The sequence below is a fragment of the Streptomyces sp. CB01201 genome, assembly GCF_002803085.1.
GTDB classification, from domain to species: Bacteria; Actinomycetota; Actinomycetes; order Streptomycetales; family Streptomycetaceae; genus Streptomyces; species Streptomyces hundungensis.
This window is the reverse complement of sequence record NZ_NNBJ01000003.1, coordinates 417,217-438,874: the sequence shown is the minus strand read 5'-3', so window position 1 is coordinate 438,874 and position 21,658 is coordinate 417,217. Positions and strand designations below refer to the sequence as shown.

19 protein-coding genes and 1 riboswitch are annotated in these 21,658 nt (G+C 71.0%); of the genes, 14 read left to right on the top strand and 5 right to left on the bottom strand.

Annotated elements, in window-relative coordinates; all coding sequences use genetic code 11:
• Position 1: 1 nt before the first annotated feature.
• Positions 2–403 (bottom strand): hypothetical protein, encoded by a 402-nt coding sequence (locus CG740_RS09960; RefSeq protein WP_100574648.1) that lies wholly within the window; start codon positions 401–403, stop codon positions 2–4.
• Between the two features lie 187 nt (positions 404–590).
• On the opposite strand from CG740_RS09960, the gene ctaE reads away from it, so the two are divergent.
• From ctaE to CG740_RS09925, 6 genes are all read left to right on the top strand, one after another.
• The gene (gene ctaE, locus CG740_RS09955) at positions 591–1,211 is read left to right on the top strand and encodes an aa3-type cytochrome oxidase subunit III (protein WP_053727713.1); all 621 of its coding nucleotides are present in this window, start codon (positions 591–593) and stop codon (positions 1,209–1,211) included.
• A 64-nt stretch (positions 1,212–1,275) separates the two neighbouring features.
• Complete coding sequence (gene qcrC / locus CG740_RS09950) at positions 1,276–2,085, top strand: cytochrome bc1 complex diheme cytochrome c subunit (RefSeq protein WP_100574647.1); 810 nt, start codon at positions 1,276–1,278, stop codon at positions 2,083–2,085.
• Positions 2,082–3,131, top strand: a complete 1,050-nt coding sequence (gene qcrA / locus CG740_RS09945) for a cytochrome bc1 complex Rieske iron-sulfur subunit (protein ID WP_100574646.1) — start codon at positions 2,082–2,084, stop codon at positions 3,129–3,131. Before qcrC ends, qcrA begins: the two co-directional genes overlap by 4 nt.
• Positions 3,128–4,753 carry a cytochrome bc1 complex cytochrome b subunit gene (qcrB, locus tag CG740_RS09940; protein ID WP_100574645.1) on the top strand — a complete coding sequence of 542 codons (1,626 nt, stop codon included), beginning with the start codon at positions 3,128–3,130 and terminating at the stop codon, positions 4,751–4,753. Before qcrA ends, qcrB begins: the two co-directional genes overlap by 4 nt.
• Before the next feature lie 186 nt (positions 4,754–4,939).
• A complete protein-coding gene (gene trpD / locus CG740_RS09935; protein WP_100574644.1) occupies positions 4,940–6,004 on the top strand; it encodes an anthranilate phosphoribosyltransferase in 1,065 nt (354 codons plus the stop codon).
• Between the two features lie 141 nt (positions 6,005–6,145).
• Positions 6,146–6,263, top strand: a riboswitch (SAM riboswitch).
• 245 nt (positions 6,264–6,508) lie between these two features.
• Positions 6,509–7,954, top strand: a complete 1,446-nt coding sequence (locus tag CG740_RS09925; RefSeq protein WP_234376165.1) for an aminotransferase class V-fold PLP-dependent enzyme — start codon at positions 6,509–6,511, stop codon at positions 7,952–7,954.
• A gap of 372 nt (positions 7,955–8,326) precedes the next feature.
• Here CG740_RS09925 and CG740_RS09920 read toward each other — a convergent pair whose 3' ends face one another.
• Both CG740_RS09920 and CG740_RS09915 read right to left on the bottom strand, forming a co-directional pair.
• Positions 8,327–8,608, bottom strand: coding sequence for an Lrp/AsnC family transcriptional regulator (locus CG740_RS09920; protein WP_053727718.1), 282 nt, complete (start codon positions 8,606–8,608; stop codon positions 8,327–8,329).
• Positions 8,605–9,354 carry a rhomboid family intramembrane serine protease gene (locus CG740_RS09915; RefSeq protein WP_100574642.1) on the bottom strand — a complete coding sequence of 250 codons (750 nt, stop codon included), beginning with the start codon at positions 9,352–9,354 and terminating at the stop codon, positions 8,605–8,607. Before CG740_RS09915 ends, CG740_RS09920 begins: the two co-directional genes overlap by 4 nt.
• Positions 9,355–9,523: 169 nt before the next feature.
• Here CG740_RS09915 and CG740_RS09910 point away from each other — a divergent pair, with 169 nt between their 5' ends.
• From CG740_RS09910 to CG740_RS09890, 5 genes are all read left to right on the top strand, one after another.
• Positions 9,524–9,778: a hypothetical protein gene (locus tag CG740_RS09910; protein ID WP_100574641.1), complete on the top strand. Its 255-nt coding sequence runs from the start codon at positions 9,524–9,526 to the stop codon at positions 9,776–9,778.
• 46 nt (positions 9,779–9,824) lie between these two features.
• On the top strand, positions 9,825–11,186 hold the full coding sequence (locus tag CG740_RS09905; protein ID WP_100574640.1) for an NYN domain-containing protein: 1,362 nt from the start codon (positions 9,825–9,827) through the stop codon (positions 11,184–11,186).
• Between the two features lie 275 nt (positions 11,187–11,461).
• Positions 11,462–12,487 carry a C40 family peptidase gene (locus tag CG740_RS09900; RefSeq protein ID WP_100574639.1) on the top strand — a complete coding sequence of 342 codons (1,026 nt, stop codon included), beginning with the start codon at positions 11,462–11,464 and terminating at the stop codon, positions 12,485–12,487.
• Positions 12,488–12,727: 240 nt separating this feature from the next.
• Positions 12,728–13,759 (top strand): C40 family peptidase, encoded by a 1,032-nt coding sequence (locus CG740_RS09895; protein ID WP_100574638.1) that lies wholly within the window; start codon positions 12,728–12,730, stop codon positions 13,757–13,759.
• A gap of 16 nt (positions 13,760–13,775) precedes the next feature.
• Entirely contained in the window at positions 13,776–15,008 is a 1,233-nt protein-coding gene (locus tag CG740_RS09890; protein ID WP_100574637.1) for a hypothetical protein, read from the top strand.
• Between the two features lie 48 nt (positions 15,009–15,056).
• Here CG740_RS09890 and CG740_RS09885 read toward each other — a convergent pair whose 3' ends face one another.
• Positions 15,057–16,283, bottom strand: coding sequence for a glycosyltransferase 87 family protein (locus CG740_RS09885; RefSeq protein ID WP_100574636.1), 1,227 nt, complete (start codon positions 16,281–16,283; stop codon positions 15,057–15,059).
• 159 nt (positions 16,284–16,442) lie between these two features.
• On the opposite strand from CG740_RS09885, the gene CG740_RS09880 reads away from it, so the two are divergent.
• The gene (locus tag CG740_RS09880) at positions 16,443–17,585 is read left to right on the top strand and encodes a glycosyltransferase family 4 protein (protein ID WP_100574635.1); all 1,143 of its coding nucleotides are present in this window, start codon (positions 16,443–16,445) and stop codon (positions 17,583–17,585) included.
• A gap of 639 nt (positions 17,586–18,224) precedes the next feature.
• Here the strand turns inward: CG740_RS09880 and CG740_RS09870 are convergent.
• Complete coding sequence (locus tag CG740_RS09870) at positions 18,225–20,018, bottom strand: AMP-dependent synthetase/ligase (protein ID WP_100574633.1); 1,794 nt, start codon at positions 20,016–20,018, stop codon at positions 18,225–18,227.
• Between the two features lie 275 nt (positions 20,019–20,293).
• Between CG740_RS09870 and CG740_RS09865 the strand changes: the two genes are divergently transcribed.
• Together CG740_RS09865 and CG740_RS09860 are read left to right on the top strand one after the other, a co-directional pair.
• Positions 20,294–21,055: a metallophosphoesterase family protein gene (locus CG740_RS09865; RefSeq protein WP_100574708.1), complete on the top strand. Its 762-nt coding sequence runs from the start codon at positions 20,294–20,296 to the stop codon at positions 21,053–21,055.
• A 123-nt stretch (positions 21,056–21,178) separates the two neighbouring features.
• Positions 21,179–21,658 carry an SRPBCC family protein gene (locus CG740_RS09860; RefSeq protein WP_100574632.1) on the top strand — a complete coding sequence of 160 codons (480 nt, stop codon included), beginning with the start codon at positions 21,179–21,181 and terminating at the stop codon, positions 21,656–21,658.

Genomic DNA, 21,658 nt, shown 5'->3' with positions numbered 1-21,658 from the left:
GTCAGGCACCCACGGCAAGCCGCTTGCGCAGCAGGGAGGCCAGGGCGTCCGCGAACTCGACCGGCTCCACCGGCAGGGTCACCGCGGCGTCCGCCCGGCTCCACGTGGCCAGCCAGGCGTCCTGCGGGCGGCCGATCAGGAGCAGCACCGGCGGGCACTGGAAGACCTCGTCCTTGAGCTGGCGGCACACCCCCATGCCGCCGGCCGGGACGGCCTCTCCGTCCAGCACACAGACGTCGATGCCGCCGCGGTCCAGCTCCTTGAGGACCGCCGGCAGCGTCGCGCACTCCAGGAACTCCACGGGGGGCACGTCGGACGCGGGCCTGCGCCCGGCCGCGAGCCGCACCTGTGCGCGGGTGTTCGCGTCGTCGCTGTAGACCAGAACCGTGGCGCTCGACTGCATGGATCCTCCGAAGGTCCGGCGCTTTCGCCGACGTTGGCTCATGAACCGATGCGCGGATGCTACTCCGTCCGACTGCCCGTCAACACCGGTTCGGCCAGCCCTTCGATGGGCCGTTCGGGCCCTGCATACGCCGCTGACACACCGAACGGCACCCCCCGGAGTGAGGGCGGGATAAGCGACCGACATAATGTCGGTCGTGGCGACAGCAACGACAGTAGAAACCGGGCACGCGCACCCGTCGGTCAATCGGCCGAACCTCACCAGCGTCGGAACCATCATCTGGTTGAGTTCCGAGCTGATGTTCTTCGCGGCCCTCTTCGCGATGTACTTCACTCTGCGATCGGTAACGGGTGCCGCGCACTGGTCCGAAATGGCCTCGTCCCTGAACCTTCCGTTCTCGGCGACCAACACCACGATCCTGGTGCTCTCCTCCCTCACCTGCCAGCTCGGCGTCTTCGCCGCGGAGCGCGGCGATGTGAAGAAGCTCCGCACCTGGTTCATCATCACGTTCGTGATGGGTGCGATCTTCATCGGCGGCCAGGTCTTCGAGTACACCGAGCTGGTGAAGAAGGACGGCCTCTCGCTGTCCTCCGATCCGTACGGCTCGGTGTTCTACCTGACCACGGGCTTCCACGGACTGCATGTGACGGGCGGCCTGATCGCCTTCCTGCTGGTTCTGGGCAGGACGTACGCGGCCAAGAGGTTCACCCACGAGCAGGCGACCGCGGCGATCGTCGTGTCCTATTACTGGCACTTCGTCGATGTCGTGTGGATCGGCCTCTTCGCCACGATCTACCTGATCCAGTAACCGGGCCCGTAGGTCCGCACCACATCCGCCATCGACGCAGAAGATCCTGACACCGGGGTAATCCGTGAAAAAGCTCTCCGCACGACGACGCCATCCGCTGGCGGCGGTCGTCGTCCTACTCCTCGCGCTGGCGGCCACCGGGGGGCTGTACGCCGCGTTCGCGCCCGCGGGCAAGGCTCAGGCTGACGAAACCGCCCAGTCCCTCGCCATCGACGAGGGCAAGAAGCTCTACTCCGTCGGCTGCGCCAGCTGCCACGGGACCGGCGGTCAGGGAACCTCTGACGGCCCCTCCCTGGTCGGCGTCGGCGCCGCAGCGGTGGACTTCCAGGTCGGCACCGGCCGCATGCCGGCGCAGCAGCCCGGCGCGCAGGTGCCGAAGAAGAAGGTCATCTACTCGCAGTCCGAGATCGACCAGCTCGCCGCCTACGTGGCGTCGCTGGGCGCCGGTCCGAGCGTGCCGAACGAGTCGCAGTACAACCCGAGCGGTGCCGACATCGCCAAGGGTGGCGAACTGTTCCGCACCAACTGCGCCCAGTGCCACAACTTCACGGGTGAGGGCGGTGCCCTGACGAACGGCAAGTTCGCCCCCAGCCTGGAGGACGTGGACCCCAAGCACATCTACGAGGCCATGCAGACCGGCCCGCAGAACATGCCGTCCTTCCCGGACACGACGATGCCGCAGAAGCAGAAGCAGGACATCATCGCGTACCTGCACGCCGTCAACAGCGACCAGTCCGCCAGCCCCGGTGGCCTCAAGCTCGGCGGGCTCGGTCCGGTCAGCGAGGGCCTGTTCGGCTGGATCTTCGGTCTGGGTGCCCTCATCGCAGTAGCCATCTGGGTCGCGGCCCACACCGCTAAGGCCAAGAAGTCATGAGTAGCCAAGAGAATTCCGAGAGCCTGCCCGAAGCGCAGGCCCCCGCGCACGGCGCGGTAGAGCACGCGGGCGACCCGTTCGCGGACCCGGGACTGCCGGCCCACAAGCCGCGCATCCAGGACATCGACGAGCGGGCGGCCAAGCGCTCGGAGCGCGCGGTCGCGTTCCTGTTCTTCCTGTCCATGGTCGCGACGGTCGGCTTCATCGCCTCGTACGTGATCTTCCCGGTCGACAAGATCGTCTTCATCTTCCCGTTCGGGCACGTCAGCATCCTCAACTTCGCTCTGGGTCTGACCCTGGGCGTGGCGCTGTTCTGCATCGGCGCGGGCGCGGTCCACTGGGCCCGCACCCTGATGTCGGACGTCGAGATGCCGGCCGAGCGGCACGAGATCGCGGCCCCGCCGGAGGTCAAGGCGCAGGTCCTGGCCGACTTCAAGCAGGGCGCGGCCGAGTCCGGCTTCGGCCGGCGCAAGCTGATCCGCAACACCATGTTCGGCGCGCTGGCCATGGTGCCGCTCTCCGGTGTGGTGCTGCTGCGCGACCTGGGCACGCTGCCCGAGAAGAAGCTGCGGCACACCATGTGGTCCAAGGGCAAGGCCCTGATCAACATGAACACCAACGAGCCGCTGCGTCCCGAGGACCTGCTGGTCGGTTCGCTCACCTTCGCCAAGCCCGAGGGCCTGGAGGAGGACGCGGAGGACTTCCAGACGCAGATCGCCAAGGCCGCCCTGATGCTCGTCCGGATCAAGCCGGAGGACATCAAGGACAAGCGCGAGCTCGAATGGTCGCACCAGGGCATCGTCGCCTACTCGAAGATCTGCACCCACGTCGGTTGCCCGATCTCCCTGTACGAGCAGCAGACGCACCACGTGCTCTGCCCGTGCCACCAGTCCACCTTCGACCTCTCCGACGGCGCCCGCGTCATCTTCGGCCCGGCCGGTCACGCCCTTCCGCAGCTGCGGATCGGCGTGAATGACGAGGGTTACCTCGAAGCGCTCGGCGACTTCGATGAGCCCGTCGGTCCTGCCTTCTGGGAGCGCGGATGAGCACCACGACAGACGCACGGCGCGAAGCGCCCGCCGGTGAGCGGATCGCGGACTGGGCGGACGGCCGGCTCGGGATCTACTCCCTGGCCAAGGCCAACATGCGCAAGATCTTTCCGGACCACTGGTCCTTCATGCTCGGCGAGATCTGCATGTACAGCTTCATCATCATCATCCTCACGGGTGTGTATCTGACGCTGTTCTTCCACCCGAGCATGAACGAGGTCGTCTACGACGGCTCCTACGTGCCGCTCCAGGGCATGCACATGTCCGAGGCGTTCAACTCGACCATGCACATCAGCTTCGATGTGCGCGGTGGTCTGCTGATCCGGCAGATCCACCACTGGGCGGCGCTGGTCTTCCTCGCCGGCATGTTCGTGCACATGATGCGCGTGTTCTTCACGGGTGCCTTCCGCAAGCCGCGCGAGGTCAACTGGCTGTTCGGCTTCCTGCTGTTCGTCCTGGGCATGTTCACCGGCTTCACCGGTTACTCGCTCCCGGACGACCTGCTCTCCGGCACCGGTGTCCGCTTCATGGAGGGCGCGATCCTGTCCGTGCCGGTCGTCGGCACGTACCTCTCGTTCTTCCTGTTCGGCGGCGAGTTCCCCGGCGGCGACTTCGTGGCCCGGTTCTACTCGGTCCACATCCTGCTGCTGCCCGGCATCATGCTCGGCCTGATGGTGGCCCACCTGATCCTGGTCTTCTACCACAAGCACACCCAGTTCGCGGGTCCGGGACGGACGAACAAGAACGTCGTCGGCATGCCGCTGCTCCCGGTGTACATGGCGAAGGCGGGCGGCTTCTTCTTCCTGGTCTTCGGTGTCATCGCGGTGATCGCGGCGATCGCCTCGATCAACCCGATCTGGGCGATCGGCCCCTACCGGCCGGACCAGGTGTCCACCGGCGCCCAGCCCGACTGGTACATGGGCTTCTCCGAAGGCCTCATCCGTGTGATGCCGGGCTGGGAGATCAACCTGTGGGGTCACACGCTCGTCCTGGGCGTGTTCATCCCGCTGATCATCTTCCCGTCGGTCCTGGCGGCCATCGCGGTGTACCCGTTCATCGAGTCCTGGGTCACCGGGGACAAGCGCGAGCACCACATCGCGGACCGGCCGCGCAACGCGCCGACCCGTACCGCGTTCGGTGTCGCGTGGATCACCTGGTACATGGTGCTGCTCATCGGTGGTGGAAACGACCTCTGGGCGACCCACTTCCACCTCTCGATCAACGTCATCACCTGGTTCGTGCGGATCGCGTTCTTCGTCGCTCCGGTCCTCGCGTTCATCGCCACCAAGCGGATCTGCCTGGGTCTGCAGCGCCGCGACGCCGAGAAGGTGCTGCACGGACGCGAGTCCGGCATCATCAAGCGGCTGCCGCACGGCGAGTTCATCGAGATCCACGAGCCGCTCGACGCCGGTGCGCGCTACAAGCTCACCGCGCACGAGCAGTACAAGCCGGCCGAGATCGGTCCTGAGGTCGACGAGAACGGTGTCGCCCGCAAGGTCTCGCGAACCCAGAAGCTGCGCGCCAAGCTCAGCAAGGGCTACTACGGCGAGGGGAACCAGATTCCCAAGCCGACGGCCGAGGAGTACGAGGAGATCACGAGTGGCCACGGCCACCACTGATCCCGCCTGACCTGTCGGTCGCCACAACCGAGGCTCCGGCCCGGCCCCTCCACGGGGGCCGGGCCGGAGCCTTTTGGCATCCGGCGCGACCGGACCCCGTCCGTACTACGGGCACGCGTACGGATGAGCCCCCCGCTGTCGATAGGCTGACGGGCGGTATATCCACCCTGACCACCAGGAGCGAGCATGAGCGCTGTTACCCCCACCGGAGGCGACACCGTGGCGGCCCACTCCTGGCCGGGCGTCCTGGACGCGCTGCTCGGCGGCTCCGACCAGAGCGCGGACGTGACCGCCTGGGCGATGGACCGGATCATGCGGGGCGAAGCCACCGACGCCCAGATCGCCGGCTTCATGGTGGCCCTGCGCGCCAAGGGCGAAACCGTCCAGGAGATCACCGGCCTGGTACGCGCCATGTACGCGCACGCCAACCTCATCGAGGTGCCGGGCCCCAGCGTGGACATCGTCGGCACCGGCGGCGACGGGGCCAAGACCGTCAACATCTCCACCATGGCCGCGATCGTGGTCGCCGGCACCGGCACCAAGGTCGTCAAGCACGGCAACCGGGCCGCCTCGTCGGCGAGCGGCTCGTCCGACGTCCTGGAGAAGCTCGGCGTCAATCTGGAGCTGACGCCCAAGCGGGTCGCGGAGGTGGTCGAGGAGGCCGGCATCACCTTCTGCTTCGCCGTGAAGTTCCATCCCGCGCTGCGGTACGTGGCCGCCGCGCGCCGGGAGCTCGGCATCCGCACCACCTTCAACGTCCTGGGCCCGCTGACCAACCCGGCCAAGGTGCGGGCCACCGCCGCCGGGGTCGCGGACGCCCGGATGGCCCCGATCGTGGCCGGTGTGTTCGCCGAGCGCGGCTCCTCCGCGCTGGTCTTCCGCGGCGACGACGGCCTCGACGAGCTCACCACCACCGGCACCTCGCGGGTGTGGGTGGTGCGCGACGGAAAGGTCCGCGAGGAGGCCTTCGACCCGCGGGACGTCGGCATCGAGATCGTGCCCATCGAAGCCCTGCGCGGCGCGGACTCGTCGTACAACGCCGATGTCGCCCGCCGGCTGCTGGCGGGGGAGCGCGGACCGGTGCGGGACGCGGTGGTGCTGAACTCGGCGGCCGCCCTGGTCGCCCTGGAACCGGGGCAGGGCCCGCTCGCCGAGCAGATCGGCGCCGCGATGGCACGGACGGCCGAGGCGATCGACTCCGGGGCGGCCCTGGCCGCGCTCGACCGGTGGGTCGCGGCCAGCAACGCCTGACCCTGGCTCGTACGGGTCCTCGCCGTACGGGTACGTCTCGGCCGTACGGGTACGTCCCGTGCGGCGATGTGACGCAGGGCGCAGTCCAGATCGCGGACCGCGCCTTGCGCACGTCGATACGTATGGCAGGATGCTCTTCAAGGTCATGAGTGACAGCGATTTAGGCCCCGGCTCGCTGTCCGGCAACCCTCCGTCCGTGGCGGGGTGCCCCGGGTGAAGACCAGGTCGTAGGCAGCAAGGCCTTCGGCAAGCGCGGACCCCTGGACATCTTCGATGTCACAGCCCTGGGGTCCTGGTCCTCAAGGGAGCAGTCTCGTGAGCAAGCGAATGCGATAGGGCGTACCGCCCCTTCTTCACACCTCCGCGCACCCTTCTTCGGGCTGCGTGTCCGAGGTCAACACCCGTACACGGCACCGCAGTCGAACCCTCTCGCTCGATGCAGGGTCTTGCCGCCGTACCCGGGGTCCGAAGTCAACTCGCCTTGTCCTGCCGGGAGATACCGCCATGTCCGCACGCCCCGCCGCCACCGTCACCACCGCCGTTTCGTCCCCCGCCGCCGGTTCCGCCGCCGTCGAGTCCGCCGTTGCCGGGTCCGCCGCCGTGGAGTCCGCCGACCCCTGCTGTGCGGCGCCGCTTCCGGTGCTCGGCCGTGATGTCACCGTGCCGCTGGTCACCGGCGGCGAAGTGACGTACGCCGCCCTCGACTACGCGGCGAGCGCGCCCGCCCTCCAGCGGGTCTGGGACGACGTGGCCGCGTACGCGCCCTACTACGGCAGCGTGCACCGCGGGGCGGGTTACCTCTCGCAGCTCTCCACCGACCTGTTCGAGAACAGCCGGGAGACGGTGGCGGAGTTCCTCGACTGCCGCCCCGGCGACCAGATCGTCTTCACCCGCTCCACCACGGACTCGCTCAACCTGCTTGCCCAGGTGCTGCCGGCCGACTGCCAGGTCTTCGTCTTCGAGACCGAGCACCACGCCTCGCTGCTGCCCTGGCGCGACGCCCGCGTGACCTACCTGAACGCGCCGCGCACCCCGCAGCAGGCCGTCGAGACGCTGGAGCGCGCGCTCGCCGACCGCGACCCCTACGGGCCCGCCCTCGTGTGCGTCACCGGAGCGTCCAACGTCACGGGTGAGCTGTGGCCGGTGAGGGAACTCGCCGCCGCGGCGCACGCCCACGGCGCCCGCATCGTGCTCGACGCGGCGCAGCTCGCGCCCCATCACCCCGTCTCCGTACGGGAGTTGGACGTCGACTGGATCGCCTTCTCCGGGCACAAGCTGTACGCACCGTTCGGCTCGGGCGTGCTGGCCGGCCGCGCGGACTGGCTCCAGGAGTCCGAGCCGTACCTCGCGGGCGGCGGCGCCTCCAAGAAGGTCGCCCGGCGCTCCGACGGGGGGGTCGACGTCGAGTGGCACACCACGGCCGCGCGGCACGAGGCGGGGTCGCCCAACGTCATCGGCGTCTACTCCATCGCCTCCGCCTGCAAGGCGCTGACCGAGGCGGGCTTCGACGCGCTGGTCGAGCGCGAGCGGCACCTGATCGCGAAGGTCCGCGAGGGCCTGGCGGAGGTTCCCGCGGTGCGGGTGCTCTCGCTCTTCGGCGACGACGCGCCCCGGGTGGGCGTCATCTCCTTCGTCGTCGACGGCTGGAACAGCTCGCACTTCGCGGCGGCGCTGTCGGCGGAGTACGGGATCGGGGTGCGCGACGGCCTGTTCTGCGCCCACCCGCTGGTGCGCACCCTGCTCGGCAGCGACCCGCAGGACCCGGGCGAGTGCGGGGCGCCCGAGGCGGAGCCGGGCGAGCGCTCGCTCAACGCGATCCGGGTCAGCTTCGGGGCGGGGACGCCGGACGAGCACGTGGACCGCTTTGTGCGGGCGGTGCGGGAGTTGGTGTCGGACGGCGCGAAGTGGCAGTACCGCACGGAGGCCGGCCGCTGCGTCCCGGCGGTCTAGCCCCGCCGTACCCAGCCTTCCCGGGGCTCGACCCCGGACCCCGTTCGCGCCTGTACGGCGCTCGTCCTCAATCGCCGGACGGGCTGAGGGCGCACGTGCTGGGTCGCCTACGGGGGCGCGGGGAACTGCGCGGGAAGCGACCGCGGCCTGCACCTGTCTGCGAGGCCTCTTGGCTCCGCCCCGGCCCCTGTTCGCGCCTTGAGGGCGCTCGTCCTCAAACGCCGGACGGGCTGAGGGTGCCCGGGGTGGGCCAGCACCGAGGTATTCGGGGTCACTTACAGGGGCGCGGGGAACTGCGCGCACGGCCCGCACGGCCGCGGGTGAGAGCGGATGCGGGGGTTCGGGGGCGCAGCCCCCGAGGGGGCCGGGGGGCTAGGAGTCCAGGCCGATGGCGAAGGCCGCTTCGAGGTCGTGCTGGGAGTACGTCCGGAACGCCACGTGCGTATCCGTACCCTCCACCCCGGGGATCTTGCTGATGCTCCCGGGGATGATGTCCGCCAGGTCGTCGTGGCGAGCCACCCTGACCAGCGCGATCAGATCGTACGTACCGGTCACCGAGTACACCTCGCTGACGCTGTCCAGCGCCGCGATGGACTCCGCGATCTCGGGAATCCGGTCCACGCTGGTCTTGATGAGCACGATCGCGGTGATCACGGCTGGCTTTCTCCCTCGGTGGCGGCCGGACCCGCGGTCTTCACGGGCTTTCGGCGTTTCACTCTATCCGGCCCGCGGAAACGGGCCCACGCGTAGAGGAAGCCGACGCCGAAGCCGACCAGATGGGCCAGGTAGGCCACCCCGGGTCCGGCCGACGCGCTCCGGATCGCCAGCCACTGGAGGGCGAACCAGAAGACGAGCACGATCCAGGCGGGGAACCGCAGCGGCAGGAAGAGCAGGAACGGGAAGACGCTGGTGACCCGGGCCCGGGGGAAGAGGTAGAGGAACGCCCCCAGGACCGCCGAGATCGCCCCGGACGCCCCCACGAGCGTCTGGTCGGAGCCCGCGTGCGCGACGGCGTAGCCGAGCAGGGCCACATAGCCGGCCATCAGGTAGAACAGGGCGAATTCGAAGCGCCCGAGCCGTTCCTCGGCCATCGCGCCGAAGACGTACAGGAACAGCATGTTGCCGAGCAGGTGCAGCCAGCCGCCGTGGACGAACAGCGCGGTGAGCGGCGTGAGCAGGGCGTGCGGGCGGCCCGTCATCAGCTCCGCCGGAATCACCCCCCAGCGCGCGAAGTAGTCGCTCTGCGCGCTCAGGATCGCGTCGCCGGTCCCGTACACCGGATTCAGGCCGGACACCGGGCTGGCCATGAACAGCAGGCAGCAGGCGGCGATCAGCCCGTACGTCACGGTCGGGCCCCGTACCGCGCCCCTGAGGATCTCCGCTCCCCGCCACTTGATCATGGGGAGAGAATGGCCTAAAGGGAGCTTTCGGTACAGACCGCCTCGCCGTGCCGGGGGCCGACGGGTAGGCCGTAGGGTTGCGGGCAGTACTCCCGCAGTTCGACATCCGCAGTTCGACGGCGCACCGCGAGATCCTGGACCATGGAAGTGGAAAAGAGGGCGGCACCACATGACCACCGTTCCCCAGATGACCGCCGAGACCCGGTGGCGCTGCACGCTCTGCGGTAACCTCACGCGTTTCGATGTCACCCGCTCGTCCAAAGTGGTCGAGTACGTCCATCTGGACCTCGCCGGAGAGCCCAAGGTGGAGGAACGCGAGGTGGTCAGTGAGACCATCGAGTCGGTCCGCTGCCGGTGGTGCAACGCGGTGGACCAGATCGAGCTAGTGGACCGGCCGGGTACCGACTCCGCGGCCGCCTCCTGAGAGGCTGCCGCCCACGCGGTACGGATGACAGTTGGGGTGACGGATTGTGGAGCATGCAAGCGGCGCTGAACCGGCCGCTGCGGCCGGCGACGGCCCCGCCGAGGTGCTCGACCGCCCGCTGCCCGAAGGGGTCCGGCGCCGGGTCGTCGCCTTCGTGTCGGAGGCGTTCGGCGGTCTGACCGTCGGCGAACTGCCCGGCCAGCTGAGGCAGTACGCCCGGTTCACCCCCACCCGCCGCGCCAAGTTCGCCGGCAACGCGATGGCCGCGGCCCTGGAGAGCGACCCGGTGTTCCGCCAGCGCGTGGGCGAGCGCCTCAGGGAGGCGCAGCCGGAGCTCGCGGCGGCCGTGGAGGCGGGCGCGCCGCCCGGCGCCGCCGACCCCGTGGACGTGGCGGCCGCCGCCTATGTGCTGCGCCCCACCGGCTGGGTCAAGCTGGTCGCCGCGGCCGGCGAGGAGGCCCAGCGGGCCTTCGCCGAGCGCGCGGAGGAGGAGAGCCGGCGCGAGCTGGAGCGGCTGCGCGAGGAACTCGCCGAGGCGCGCGACCGGATCAGGACCGAGAACGACTCGCTGCGCACCGAACTGCTCTCGGCCCGCAAGGAGACCGAGTCCCTCCAGCGCAAGCTGCGCAGCGCCCAGAGCGATGTGAAGCGCGGCGAGGCCGCGCTGCGCAGGGTCACCTCCGAGATCGACGGCATCAAGTCCGAGGCGGCCGCCCAGGTGGCCGCCGCCGAGAGCGAGGCCCGGCGCCTGAAGACCCGGCTCGGTGAGGCCGAGGCCGGCCTGGAGGCGAGCCGGCGGGCGGTGCGCGAGGGCCGCTCCGTCGAGGACATGCGGCTGCGGCTGCTGCTCGACACCGTCCTGGAGGGCGCCCAGGGGCTGCGGCGCGAACTGGCCCTGCCGCCCGCCTCGGTGCGCCCCGCCGACACCGTGGACGCGGTCGCGCCCGGCAACATGACGCCCAAGGACATCGCGGCCCGCGCGCTCTCGGAGACCGACCCGGCGCTGCTCGACCAACTGCTCGCGCTGCCCCAGGTGCACCTGGTCGTGGACGGCTACAACGTCACCAAGACCGGCTATCCCACGATGCCGTTGGAGAAGCAGCGCCTGCGGCTGCTCGGCGGTCTTTCCGTGCTCGCCGCGCAGACCGGCGCCGAGGTCACCTGTGTCTTCGACGGCGCGGAGCTGGCGGCCCCGGTCCTGCTCGCCCCGCCCCGGGGCGTACGGGTGCTGTTCTCCAAGCCGGGCGTGACCGCGGACGAGCTGATCCGTCAGCTGGTGCGGGCCGAGCCGTCGGGGCGTGCCGTGGTCGTCGTCTCCACGGACAAGGAAGTCGCGGACGGCGTCGCGAAGGCGGGCGCCCGCCCGGTCGCCTCGCTGCTGCTCCTCAAGCGGCTTTCACGCGTCTGAGGCATTGCGTCCGTTCTGCAACTCCTGTGTTCAATGCCCGAATTCGGGTGATCGCGGACGAGCGCTCCGTCAAGTGCCAACTACTGCGCGTGGGATGACAGTAAAGAATCCTCTCGGTGACCGAGTTTTTTGCCATCAGGATTTGAACTGATCACAGAAGGGTCACTAGGGTCGGGCCTCGTACCTTCATGCGGTTGATCACTCGTTCGGGGTGTCCGTGAAGGTCCCGTCGAGTGTGCAGTGTTCGGCGGTTGAGGAAGAAGGAGCTCGCCTTCGTGGGGTCCCATCGTCGTCCGAAGCCCGCGAGCCGCACTCGTGTGACCGTGCTCAGCGCCACCGCCGCCGCGGTCGTGGCCCTCACCTCGCAGGCCGCCCAGGCGGACCCGAAGCCCACCAAGGACGAGGTCAAGAGCAAGGTCGACAAGCTCTACGACGAGGCCGAGCAGGCGACCGAGGCGGCCAACGGCGCCAAGGAGAAGCAGGGTCGGCTCGAACAGCAGATCGGCCAGATCCAGGACCAGGTCGCCCGTGGCCAGCAGGAGCTCAACACCCTGCGCCAGGGCCTCGGTTCGCTGGCCTCGGCCCAGTACCGCTCCGGCGGCATCGACCCCTCGCTCGCGCTCTTCCTCTCCTCCAACCCGGACGACTTCCTCGACAAGGCCTCCTCGCTCGACCAGTTGAGCGCCACACAGGCCGAGGCCCTGACGAAGATCCAGGGCAAGCAGCGCACCCTCGCGCAGCAGCGCAAGGAGGCCCAGGACAAGCTGAAGGACCTCGCCGACACCAGCAAGGTGCTCGACGACAAGAAGAAGGAAGTCCAGGGCAAGCTCGGCGACGCGCAGAAGCTGCTCAACTCCCTGACCGCGCAGGAGAAGGCGGCCCTCGCCTCCGACGAGTCCCGCGCCAACCGTTCCACCGAGCGCCCGAACCTCGGCAAGGACGTCCCCGCCTCGCAGGTCGGCGCCGCGGCCCTCGCCGCCGCCCAGACCCAGCTCGGCAAGCCGTACAGCTACGGCGCGACCGGCATGGCGACCTTCGACTGCTCGGGTCTGACGGGCTACGCCTACCGCCAGGCCGGCGTGAACCTGCCGCGCACCTCGCAGGAGCAGGCCAATGCGGGCACCCGGATCGGGCGCGGCGAGCTCAAGCCCGGCGACCTGGTGCTCTTCTTCGGCGACCTGCACCACATCGGCCTGTACGCGGGCAACAACATGGTGCTGCACGCGCCGCGCACCGGCACGGTCGTGCGCTACGAGTCGATGGACAACATGCCGTTCCAGTTCGGTGTGCGCATCGGCTGACCCCGCCTTCGACTTCGTCGGCCGCCGACACCGCCCAAACGGGCGAACTGCGGCGACACGCGCTGACGCGACGCCCCGCCGGTGACCTGTGCTCTCCGGTGGGGCGTCACTTTGCGTAGGCGGCGCGGTCGTTGGCCCACGGGTATCGGTCCGGTTACTGTCCGGCGTGCGGTTCCCCCGGTGACTCGCCGCCCGCCCGGGCGGCAGGGGCCGCACGCAGTGCAAGGGAGTACGGCATCCGTGGCGTCCCATCGCCGGCCTTCGCAGTCGGGCCTGACCCAGAGCGCTCGCGTCACCGTCCTTTCGGCAGCCGCGGCGACGGCCGCGGCGGCGCTTGCGGCACCCGTGGCGAGCGCGGCTCCGCACGAGCCGGGTCCGTCCGGGAAGGCCAAGGTCGACCGGCTCTTCGAGGAGGCCGAGAAGGCCACCGAGCAGTACGACAAGGCGGACGAGCACGCCAAGGAACTGCGTGACGAGGTCAGGCACGCGCAGGACGGGATCGCGCGCGGCCAGGAGAAGATCAACCGCATGCGGGGCGCGCTCGGGGCGATCGCCGGGGCGCAGTACCGCTCGGGCGGCATCGACCCGGCGCTCGCGCTGCTCCTGTCGTCCAACCCGAACACCTACCTGGACCAGGCCGCGGCCCTCGACCGGCTGAGCGAGCGCCAGGCGGGCGCCCTCCAGGACCTCCAGCACGAGCAGCGCCGGCTCGCGCAGCAGCGGGCCGAGGCCGGCCGCAAGCTCTCCGAGCTGGAGCGCAGCCGCACCGAGGTGGCCCGGCACAAGCGGACCGTGGAGTCGAAGCTGGCCGAGGCGCGCCGCACCTTGAACGCGCTGCCGGCCGCCGACCGCACCGCATTCGACCGGGCCTCGCGCTCCGGCCGCACCGAGCCGCCGACGCTCGCCGGCTCGGCGCCCGCCGCCTCCTCGCGGGCCGCCGCGGCCGTCATGGCGGCCCGCTCGGCGATCGGCAAGCCGTACATCTGGGGCGCCAACGGGCCCTCCGGGTTCGACTGTTCGGGCCTCATGCAGTGGTCGTACGCCCGGGCCGGGGTCGGCCTGCCGCGCACCTCGCAGGAGCAGCGGTACGCGGGCCACCAGGTGCCGCTCTCCGAGGCGAGGCCCGGCGATCTGGTCGCCTACCGGCACGACGCCAGCCACATCGCGATGTACGTCGGCAACGGGCAGGTCGTGCACGCCCCCTACCCCGGCGCGCCGGTGCGCTACGACCCCGTCGGCATGATGCCCATCTCCTCGGTGACGCGCGTGTGACCGTACGATCGGCGGCGTGGCAGGTCATGGACGCGGGCGAGGGGTGCGGGGCGGTCGGGCGGCGGGATGCGCGCTCGCCGTGCTGCTGCTCGGCGCGGCCTGCTCGGCGCCCGGGTCGGCCCCGGACCCCACCGCGAGCCAGGTGCAGCGGCTCCTCGACCGGCGCGCGGCCGCCGTCCTGAAGCACGACGCGAACGGCTATCTGGCCGCCGTCGACCCCGCGGCGAGCGCTCTGCGGGCGGCCCAGGGCGCCGAGTTCGGCAACCTGGCGCAGGTACCGCTCGCGTCCTGGACGTACCACGTCACCGGGGTCGACCGGCACGGCACGACGGCCACCGCCAAGGTGGATCTGCGCTACCGGATCCAGGGCTACGACACCGCGCCCGTCACGGCCGCCCGCACCCTGACCCTCGGCCGGCGCGGCGCCGACTGGTACGTCACCGGCGACCGGCCCGCCCAGGGTGCGGCCCAACTCCTGTGGCAGCAGGGCCCGGTGAGGGTCGTGCGCGGGGCCCGCAGCCTGATCCTCGGGGTGGGCCAGGACGCGGCGAAGCTGCGCGAGATCGCGGATGCGGAGGACACCGCCGTGCCCGCGGTGTCGAAGGCCTGGCCCGGCACCTGGGCGGGCCGCGTCGTCGTCCTCGTCCCGGCCTCGCTCGACGCCATGGCCGCGCTGCTCGGCGCGCCCGCCGCCTCCTACCGGGGCATCGCGGCGGTGACCACCGGCGAGGCGGGCGGCGCCGGGGCGGCCCCGGCGGACCGGGTGATCGTCAATCCGGACGCGTACGCGGTCCTCGGCGACCTGGGGCGCGAGGTCGTCCTCACCCATGAGACCACCCATGTCGCCACCCGCGCCCACACCTCCTCCGCCACCCCGATGTGGCTCTCGGAGGGCTACGCGGACTGGGTCGGCTACCGCGACACCGGCCGCACCGCCGCCCAGGCCGCCCCCGAACTCCAGAAGGCGGTCCGCGCGGGCGACCTCCCCGCCGGCCTCCCCTCGGACGCCGACTTCGGCTTCGACGGCGGCGCCGACCGGCTGGCGCGGGCGTACGAGGGCGGCTGGCTGGCCTGCCGCATGATCGCCGCCCGCTGGGGCGAGGCGAAACTGGCCCGCCTCTACACCGAGATCGGCGACCAGTCCCATCGCGAGGGCGCCACGGAAAAGGCCATGTCCGACCAACTCGGCCTGACACCGGGGGAGTTCACGGCCCAGTGGCGTGCGTACGTACGGGATCAGCTCGGCTGATCAGGACGAGGTCAGCTCCTTGATGGCTTCCGCCAGCCACGTCTTCCGTCAGCGGGTGGCCGAAGGCGCGATCGCCCGGGTGGGCTGAGCGGGCAGCGGGGGCAGGTTGCGGCTGCGGGAGGTGGACTGCCACAGGCGGTGGCAGGCGAGGAGCGAGGCCGCGACGAGCAGGCCGTTGCGGACGGCGAGCAGGAGCAGGCCGAGCCAGTCGCCGCTCACCACGTGGGAGAACCAGATCGGGAACTCCAGGAACGTCACGGCCGTGGCGGCCAGGACCAGTTGGGCGGGCCGGGTCATCGGGCTGCGGCGGAAGGCCAGGCACACCGCGGCGAGGCCGACCAGCCACAGCAGGTACTGGGGACTGATGACCCGGCTCGTCGTGGTGAAGAGCAGCACCGCGGTGAAGGCCGCGTCCGCGGGCGTGCTCGGACGCCCCGGGCCCCGCACCCGCAGGCGCCACAGCAGCAGCCAGCCGAACGCGAGCGCGGTCAGGGCCATCGCGAGCGCGGACACCACCGGCACATACGGGCCGAGGAACTCCACCGAGCCGTAGTTCAGCTGCACCCGCCCCTGCCAGCCGAAGTGCCGGGCCACCTGGAAGACCAGCGCGCCGAGCGACTCGACCTCCGTGCCGCGCTCGCGCTGGAAGGTGAGGAAGGCCAGCGCGCCCGGCGCCGCCGCGACACACGCCGCAAGCAGGGCCGCCGCGGTCACGACGGCGGCCGCCCACGCCCGGCGCGGGGCGCGGACGAGCAGCAGCACCGGCCACACCTTGAGCAGGGCCCCGAACGCGGCGAGCGCGCCCAGGATCCGTGGATGGCGGACCCCCGCGAGCAGCGCCGCGACCGCGACGGCCGTCACCATCAGGTCGTAACGGGCGTACGCGGTGGGGCCGAGCAGCGGCACGCCGAGCGTCCACACCCAGGCCCCGTTCAGGGACTTGCCCGGCCGGCCGCCCGCGTACATCAGGAGCGCGAAGACCAGCGCGTCCGCGAGCAGGACGAGTACGAAGAACGCCGACGCGTACGGCAGGAACGGCAGCGCGGCGGGGGAGAGGATCGCGAGGGCGGCGGCCGGCGGGTACTGCCACGTCACGTCGTCCAGTGGATAGGTGCCGGTCCACAGCACCTGCGACCAGCCCTGGTAGATGACATGGACGTCGCTGGTGACGTCCGGGCCGGGAACGGTCAGCACCTTGAAGACGCAGAGCAGCAGCAGATAGCGGGTCGCGGCCCAGGTGACCGCCACGGGGAAGGGGCGCCGTGAGGTGCGCATGATGTCCGTCTCGTCCTCGTTTCGGGGGCCGGAGCCAGCCATGATGCCGGGTGCCCCGGCGTGTTGGCGGCAAGGCGGGGCCGGGCCTTTCCGTTCCGGCGGCGCCGCCCGGCGGGCTCGCCTCGGCCGCGCGCCCCGGGTTCGGTACTGTCGGCGGCGATGCACAAGACCTTGATCGTGACCAATGACTTCCCGCCGCGCCCGGGCGGGATCCAGGCGTTCCTCCACAACATGGCCCTGCGCCTCGATCCGGAGCGGATCGTCGTGTACGCCTCGACGTGGAAGCGGAGCCGCGAGGGCGTGGAGGCGACGGCGGCGTTCGACGCCGAGCAGCCGTTCACCGTCGTACGGGACCGCAGCACGATGCTGCTTCCCACCCCGCGGGTCACCCGGCGCGCGGTCGGCCTGCTGCGCGAACACGGCTGCTCCTCGGTGTGGTTCGGGGCGGCCGCGCCGCTCGGCCTCATGGGGCCCGCGCTGCGCCGGGCGGGTGCGGAGCGGATCGTGGCGACGACGCACGGGCACGAGGCGGGGTGGGCCCAACTCCCCGTCGCACGGCAGCTGTTGAGGCGGATCGGCGAGGGCACGGACACGATCACCTACCTCGGCGAGTACACCCGCTCGCGGATCGCGGGCGCGCTCACCCAGCAGGCCGCGGCCCGCATGGTCCAGCTGCCGCCCGGGGTCGACGAGAAGACCTTCCACCCCGGCTCGGGCGGCGACGCGGTGCGGAGCCGGCTCGGGCTCACCGACCGGCCCGTCGTGGTGTGCGTCTCGCGACTCGTGCCGCGCAAGGGGCAGGACACGCTGATCCGCGCCCTCCCGGCGATCCTGGCACGGGTGCCGGACGCGGTGCTGCTCGTCGTGGGCGGCGGGCCGTACGAGGCGGACCTGCGCAAGCTCGCCTCCGACACCGGGGTCTCCGCCTCCGTCCGCTTCACCGGGGCGGTGCCGTGGGCGGAGCTGCCCGCGCACTACGGGGCGGGGGACGTCTTCGCGATGCCGTGCCGCACGCGGCGCGGCGGCCTGGACGTCGAGGGCCTCGGCATCGTCTACCTGGAGGCTTCCGCGACGGGACTGCCGGTGGTGGCGGGCGACTCCGGGGGCGCGCCGGACGCCGTCCTCGACGGCGAGACGGGCTGGGTCGTCCGGGGTGACTCCCCCGGGGACGCGGCCGAGCGGATCGTGACCCTGTTGCAGGATCCCGGCCTTCGGGAGCGGATGGGGGAGCGGGGGCGGGCCTGGGTCGAGGAGAAATGGCGCTGGGACCTTCTGGCGGAGAAGCTCCGGGGTCTGCTTTAACCCCCTTTCCCCTGGGGGTGCGTGCTTTCCCCTGGGGTGCGTGGGTGCGTGGGTGCGTGGGGTGCGTGGATGGGTGCGGGCCGGTTGCGAGCCTTTGCGCAGTTCCCCGCGCCCCTTGAAACCGGCCTTCCTCCGCGGGCCGCGGGGGCCGTTCGCGCAGTTCCCCGCGCCCCTGATCCCGTTCTTGTCCGTCCGCCGTGCGTGGCTGGTCGCGCAGTTCTCCGCGCCCCTGGGGCCGCTTTCGGGTGCGGGCCGTGTGTGGTTGCTCGCGCCGTTCCTGGCGCCCCTGATCCCGTTTTTGTCCGTCCGCCGTGCGTGGCTGGTCGCGCAGTTCCCCGCGCCCCTGGGGGCGCTTTCGGGTGCGGGCCGTGTGTGGTTGCTCGGGCCGTTCCCCGCGCCCCTGTAGGTGGCCCCGAATGCTTCGGTGCTGGCCCGCATCGGGCATCCTCAGCCCGTCCGGCGTTTGAGGACGAGCGCCGTTCAGGCGCGATCGGGGCCTGGGGCGGAGCCCCAGGGGGAACCGAAACCAACCAACCCCGGGCAAGGGGCGGGCGGGTGGGCAAACGGGCCGGGGGCCGGGGCGGAGCCCCGGGGGCCGGGAGTGCAGGGTGGCGTATCCGAGGCCGGGGCCGCTGCGGCTCAGCGGGTGTAGATCGCCTCGATCTCGTCCGCGAAGTCCTTCGCCACAACATTCCGCTTCAGCTTCAGCGACGGCGTAATGTGCCCCGCCTCCTCCGTGAACTGCGCCCCCAGAACGCGGAACTTGCGGACCGACTCCGCCTTGGAGACCGCCGCGTTCCCGTCGTCCACCGCCCGCTGCACCTCCGCCAGGAGCTCCGCGTCCTCGCGCAGCGCGGCCACCGTGGCAACGGACTTGCCGTGCTCCTCGGCCCACCGGCCGAGGAACTCCTCGTCAAGGGTGACCAGCGCGCCCACGAACGGGCGTCCGTCGCCGACGACCATGCACTCCGCGACCAGCGCGTGCGCACGGATGCGGTCCTCGATGACCGCGGGGGCGACGTTCTTGCCGCCCGCCGTCACGATGATCTCCTTCTTGCGGCCGGTGATCGCGAGGTAGCCGTCCTCGTCGAGCGTGCCGATGTCACCGGTGTGGAACCAGCCGTCGGCCAGCGCCTCGGCCGTCGCGGCCTCGTTGTTCCAGTAGCCCCGGAACAGGTGCTCGCCGTGCAGCAGCACCTCGCCGTCGTCGGCGATGCGCACCACCGACCCCGGCAGCGGCTGCCCGACCGTGCCGATCTTCGGCCGGTCCCAGGGGTTGAACGCGGTCGCGGCGCAGGACTCGGTGAGGCCGTACCCCTCCAGGACCGTGAAGCCGATGCCGCGGAAGAAGTGGCCGAGCCGCTCGCCCAGCGGCGCCCCGCCGGAGATCGCGTACTCGCCGCGCCCGCCGAGCACCGCCCGCAGCTTGCTGAAGACCAGCTTGTCGAAGACCTTGTGTTTGATCTTCAGGCCGATCGACGGCCCCGCGTCCGTGCTGAGCGCCGTGCTGTAGGCGATCGCGGTGTGCGCGGCCTTGTCGAAGATCTTGCCCTTGCCGTCCGCCTGCGCCTTGGCGCGCGCCGAGTTGTAGACCTTCTCGAAGACGCGCGGCACCCCGAGGATCAACGTCGGCCGGAACGAGGCGAGTTCATCGGTGAGGTTCTTGATGTCGGGGACGCAGCCGAGCTTGATCGGCGCCATCACCGAAGCCACCTCGACCAGGCGCCCGAAGACATGGGCGGCCGGCAGGAACAGCAGCACCGAGCACTCGCCGGTGCGGAAGAGCGGCTTGAGCCGCTCCACCACGTTGCCGCACTCCGCGAAGAAGGCCCGGTGGGTCAGCACACAGCCCTTGGGGCGGCCGGTGGTGCCCGAGGTGTACACGATCGTCGCCGGGTCGTCGGCGTGCGCGGAGGACATCCGGGCGTCGAGCAGCTCGTCGGAGACGTCCGCGCCGGACGCGGTGAGCCCGGCCACGGCGTCCGTCTCGATGCTCAGGATCGCCTTGAGGCCGGGCAGCGCGTCCTGGACCGAGGCCACGGAGGCACGGTGTGCCTCGGACTCGACGATCGCGAGGGTGGCGGCGGAGTCGCCGAGGATCCACTGGATCTGCTCGGGGGAGCTGGTCTCGTACACCGGCACGGTGACCGCGCCCGCGCTCCAGATCGCGAAGTCGAGCAGCACCCACTCGTAGCGGGTGCGCGAGAGCAGGGCCACCCGGTCGCCGGCCTCGACACCGGTGGCGATCAGGCCCTTGGCGACGGCACGAACCTCGGCGAGGAACTGGCGGGCGCTGACATCGGCCCAGGCACCCGCGATCTTGCGGCCCATCACCGCGACATCGGGGTGCTGAGCGGCATTGCGGCGGATCAGATCCGTCAGGTTGCCGTCCGAAGGGACCTCGTACAGGGCCGGAAGGCTGAACTCGCGCAAGACTGCTGCTCCTCATCGGGCGCCGGTGCCACGGCTCTGTGTGACGCACCGGCTGCGGTCCAAGATCGGGCAGGTGCCCGGCGGATCCGTGGGGGGCGGAACTGACGAGCACGACTGGACTGCCCGGACGTTACCCATGGGTAGGCGGTTCCGGATAGGGGGTTCCGGCCAGATGTTCGGTGCGTCACACATCTTTGACACTGCTTCGCGCACGATAGTCCACCGCTTTCAGGACTCGGAAGTAACCGCAGGTCCGACGGCCTAGGGTGATCCCCATGCGAGTTCATGTGGTCAGTGACGTGCACGGGAACGCCGAGGGCCTGGCAAGGGCGGGCGACGGGGCGGACGCCCTGATCTGCCTCGGTGACCTGGTCCTCTTCCTGGACTACGCCGACCACTCGCGCGGCATCTTCCCCGACCTCTTCGGCGTCGAGAACGCCGACCGCCTGGTCGCCCTGCGCACCGCCCGCCGTTTCGACGAGGCGCGCGAGCTGGGACGGTCGCTGTGGGCCGGGCTCGACCGGGAGGCCGCGATCGAGGCCGCGGTCCGCCGCCAGTACGCCGAGCTGTTCGCCGCCTTCCCCACCCCGACGTACGCCACGTACGGCAATGTCGACATGCCGGCCCTGTGGTCGCAGTACGCGGGCCCGGGCACCACCGTCCTGGACGGCCGGCGGATCGAGATAGCCGGGCGGGTCTTCGGCTTCGTCGGCGGCGGGCTGCGCACGGCGATGCGAACGCCCTATGAAATCTCCGACGAGGAGTACGCCGCCAAGGTCGAGGCGCTCGGCGAGGTCGACGTGCTCTGCACGCACATCCCGCCCGAGGTTCCGGAGCTGGTGTACGACACCGTCGCCCGCCGCTTCGAGCGCGGCTCGCGCGCCCTGCTCGCGGCCATCCGGAAGACCCGGCCCCGCTACTCCCTCTTCGGCCACGTGCACCAGCCGCTGGCCCGGCGGATGCGGATCGGGCGCACCGAGTGCGTCAACGTCGGCCACTTCGCGGCCACCTCCCGGCCGTTCGCCCTGGAGTGGTGATCAGGCCACTGGACCGGCGACCGGCCCGTACGCGATAGCCTGCACGGGCACCTCCACCGCTGCCGGCCGCGCCGGGCGGGGAGACCCAGACCCACCGGACCGCGCACTGGAGGAGCCACGACGATGGCGGAACACACCAGCTCGTCTATCACCATCGAGGCGGCCCCCGCCGACGTCATGGGGGTGATCGCGGACTTCGCCCGCTACCCGGAGTGGACCGGCGAGGTGAAGGAGGCCGAGGTGCTCGCCACCGACGCCCAGGGGCACGCCGAGAAGGTGCGGCTGCTGCTCGACGCGGGCGCCATCAAGGACGACCACACCCTCGCCTACACCTGGCAGGGCAACACCGTCAGCTGGACCCTGGTCAAGTCCCAGATGCTGCGCACCCTCGACGGCTCGTACACCCTCGTCGACGCCCCCGGCGGCCGGACCGAGGTCACCTACCGGCTGACCGTCGATGTCAAGATCCCGATGCTCGGCATGATCAAGCGCAAGGCGGAGAAGGTCATCATCGACCGCGCCCTCGCCGGTCTGAAGAAGCGCGTCGAGAGCGGTCCGGGTGAGGCCGCGACCGGTTCCGCCGACGGGGCCGAGAAGCTCTAG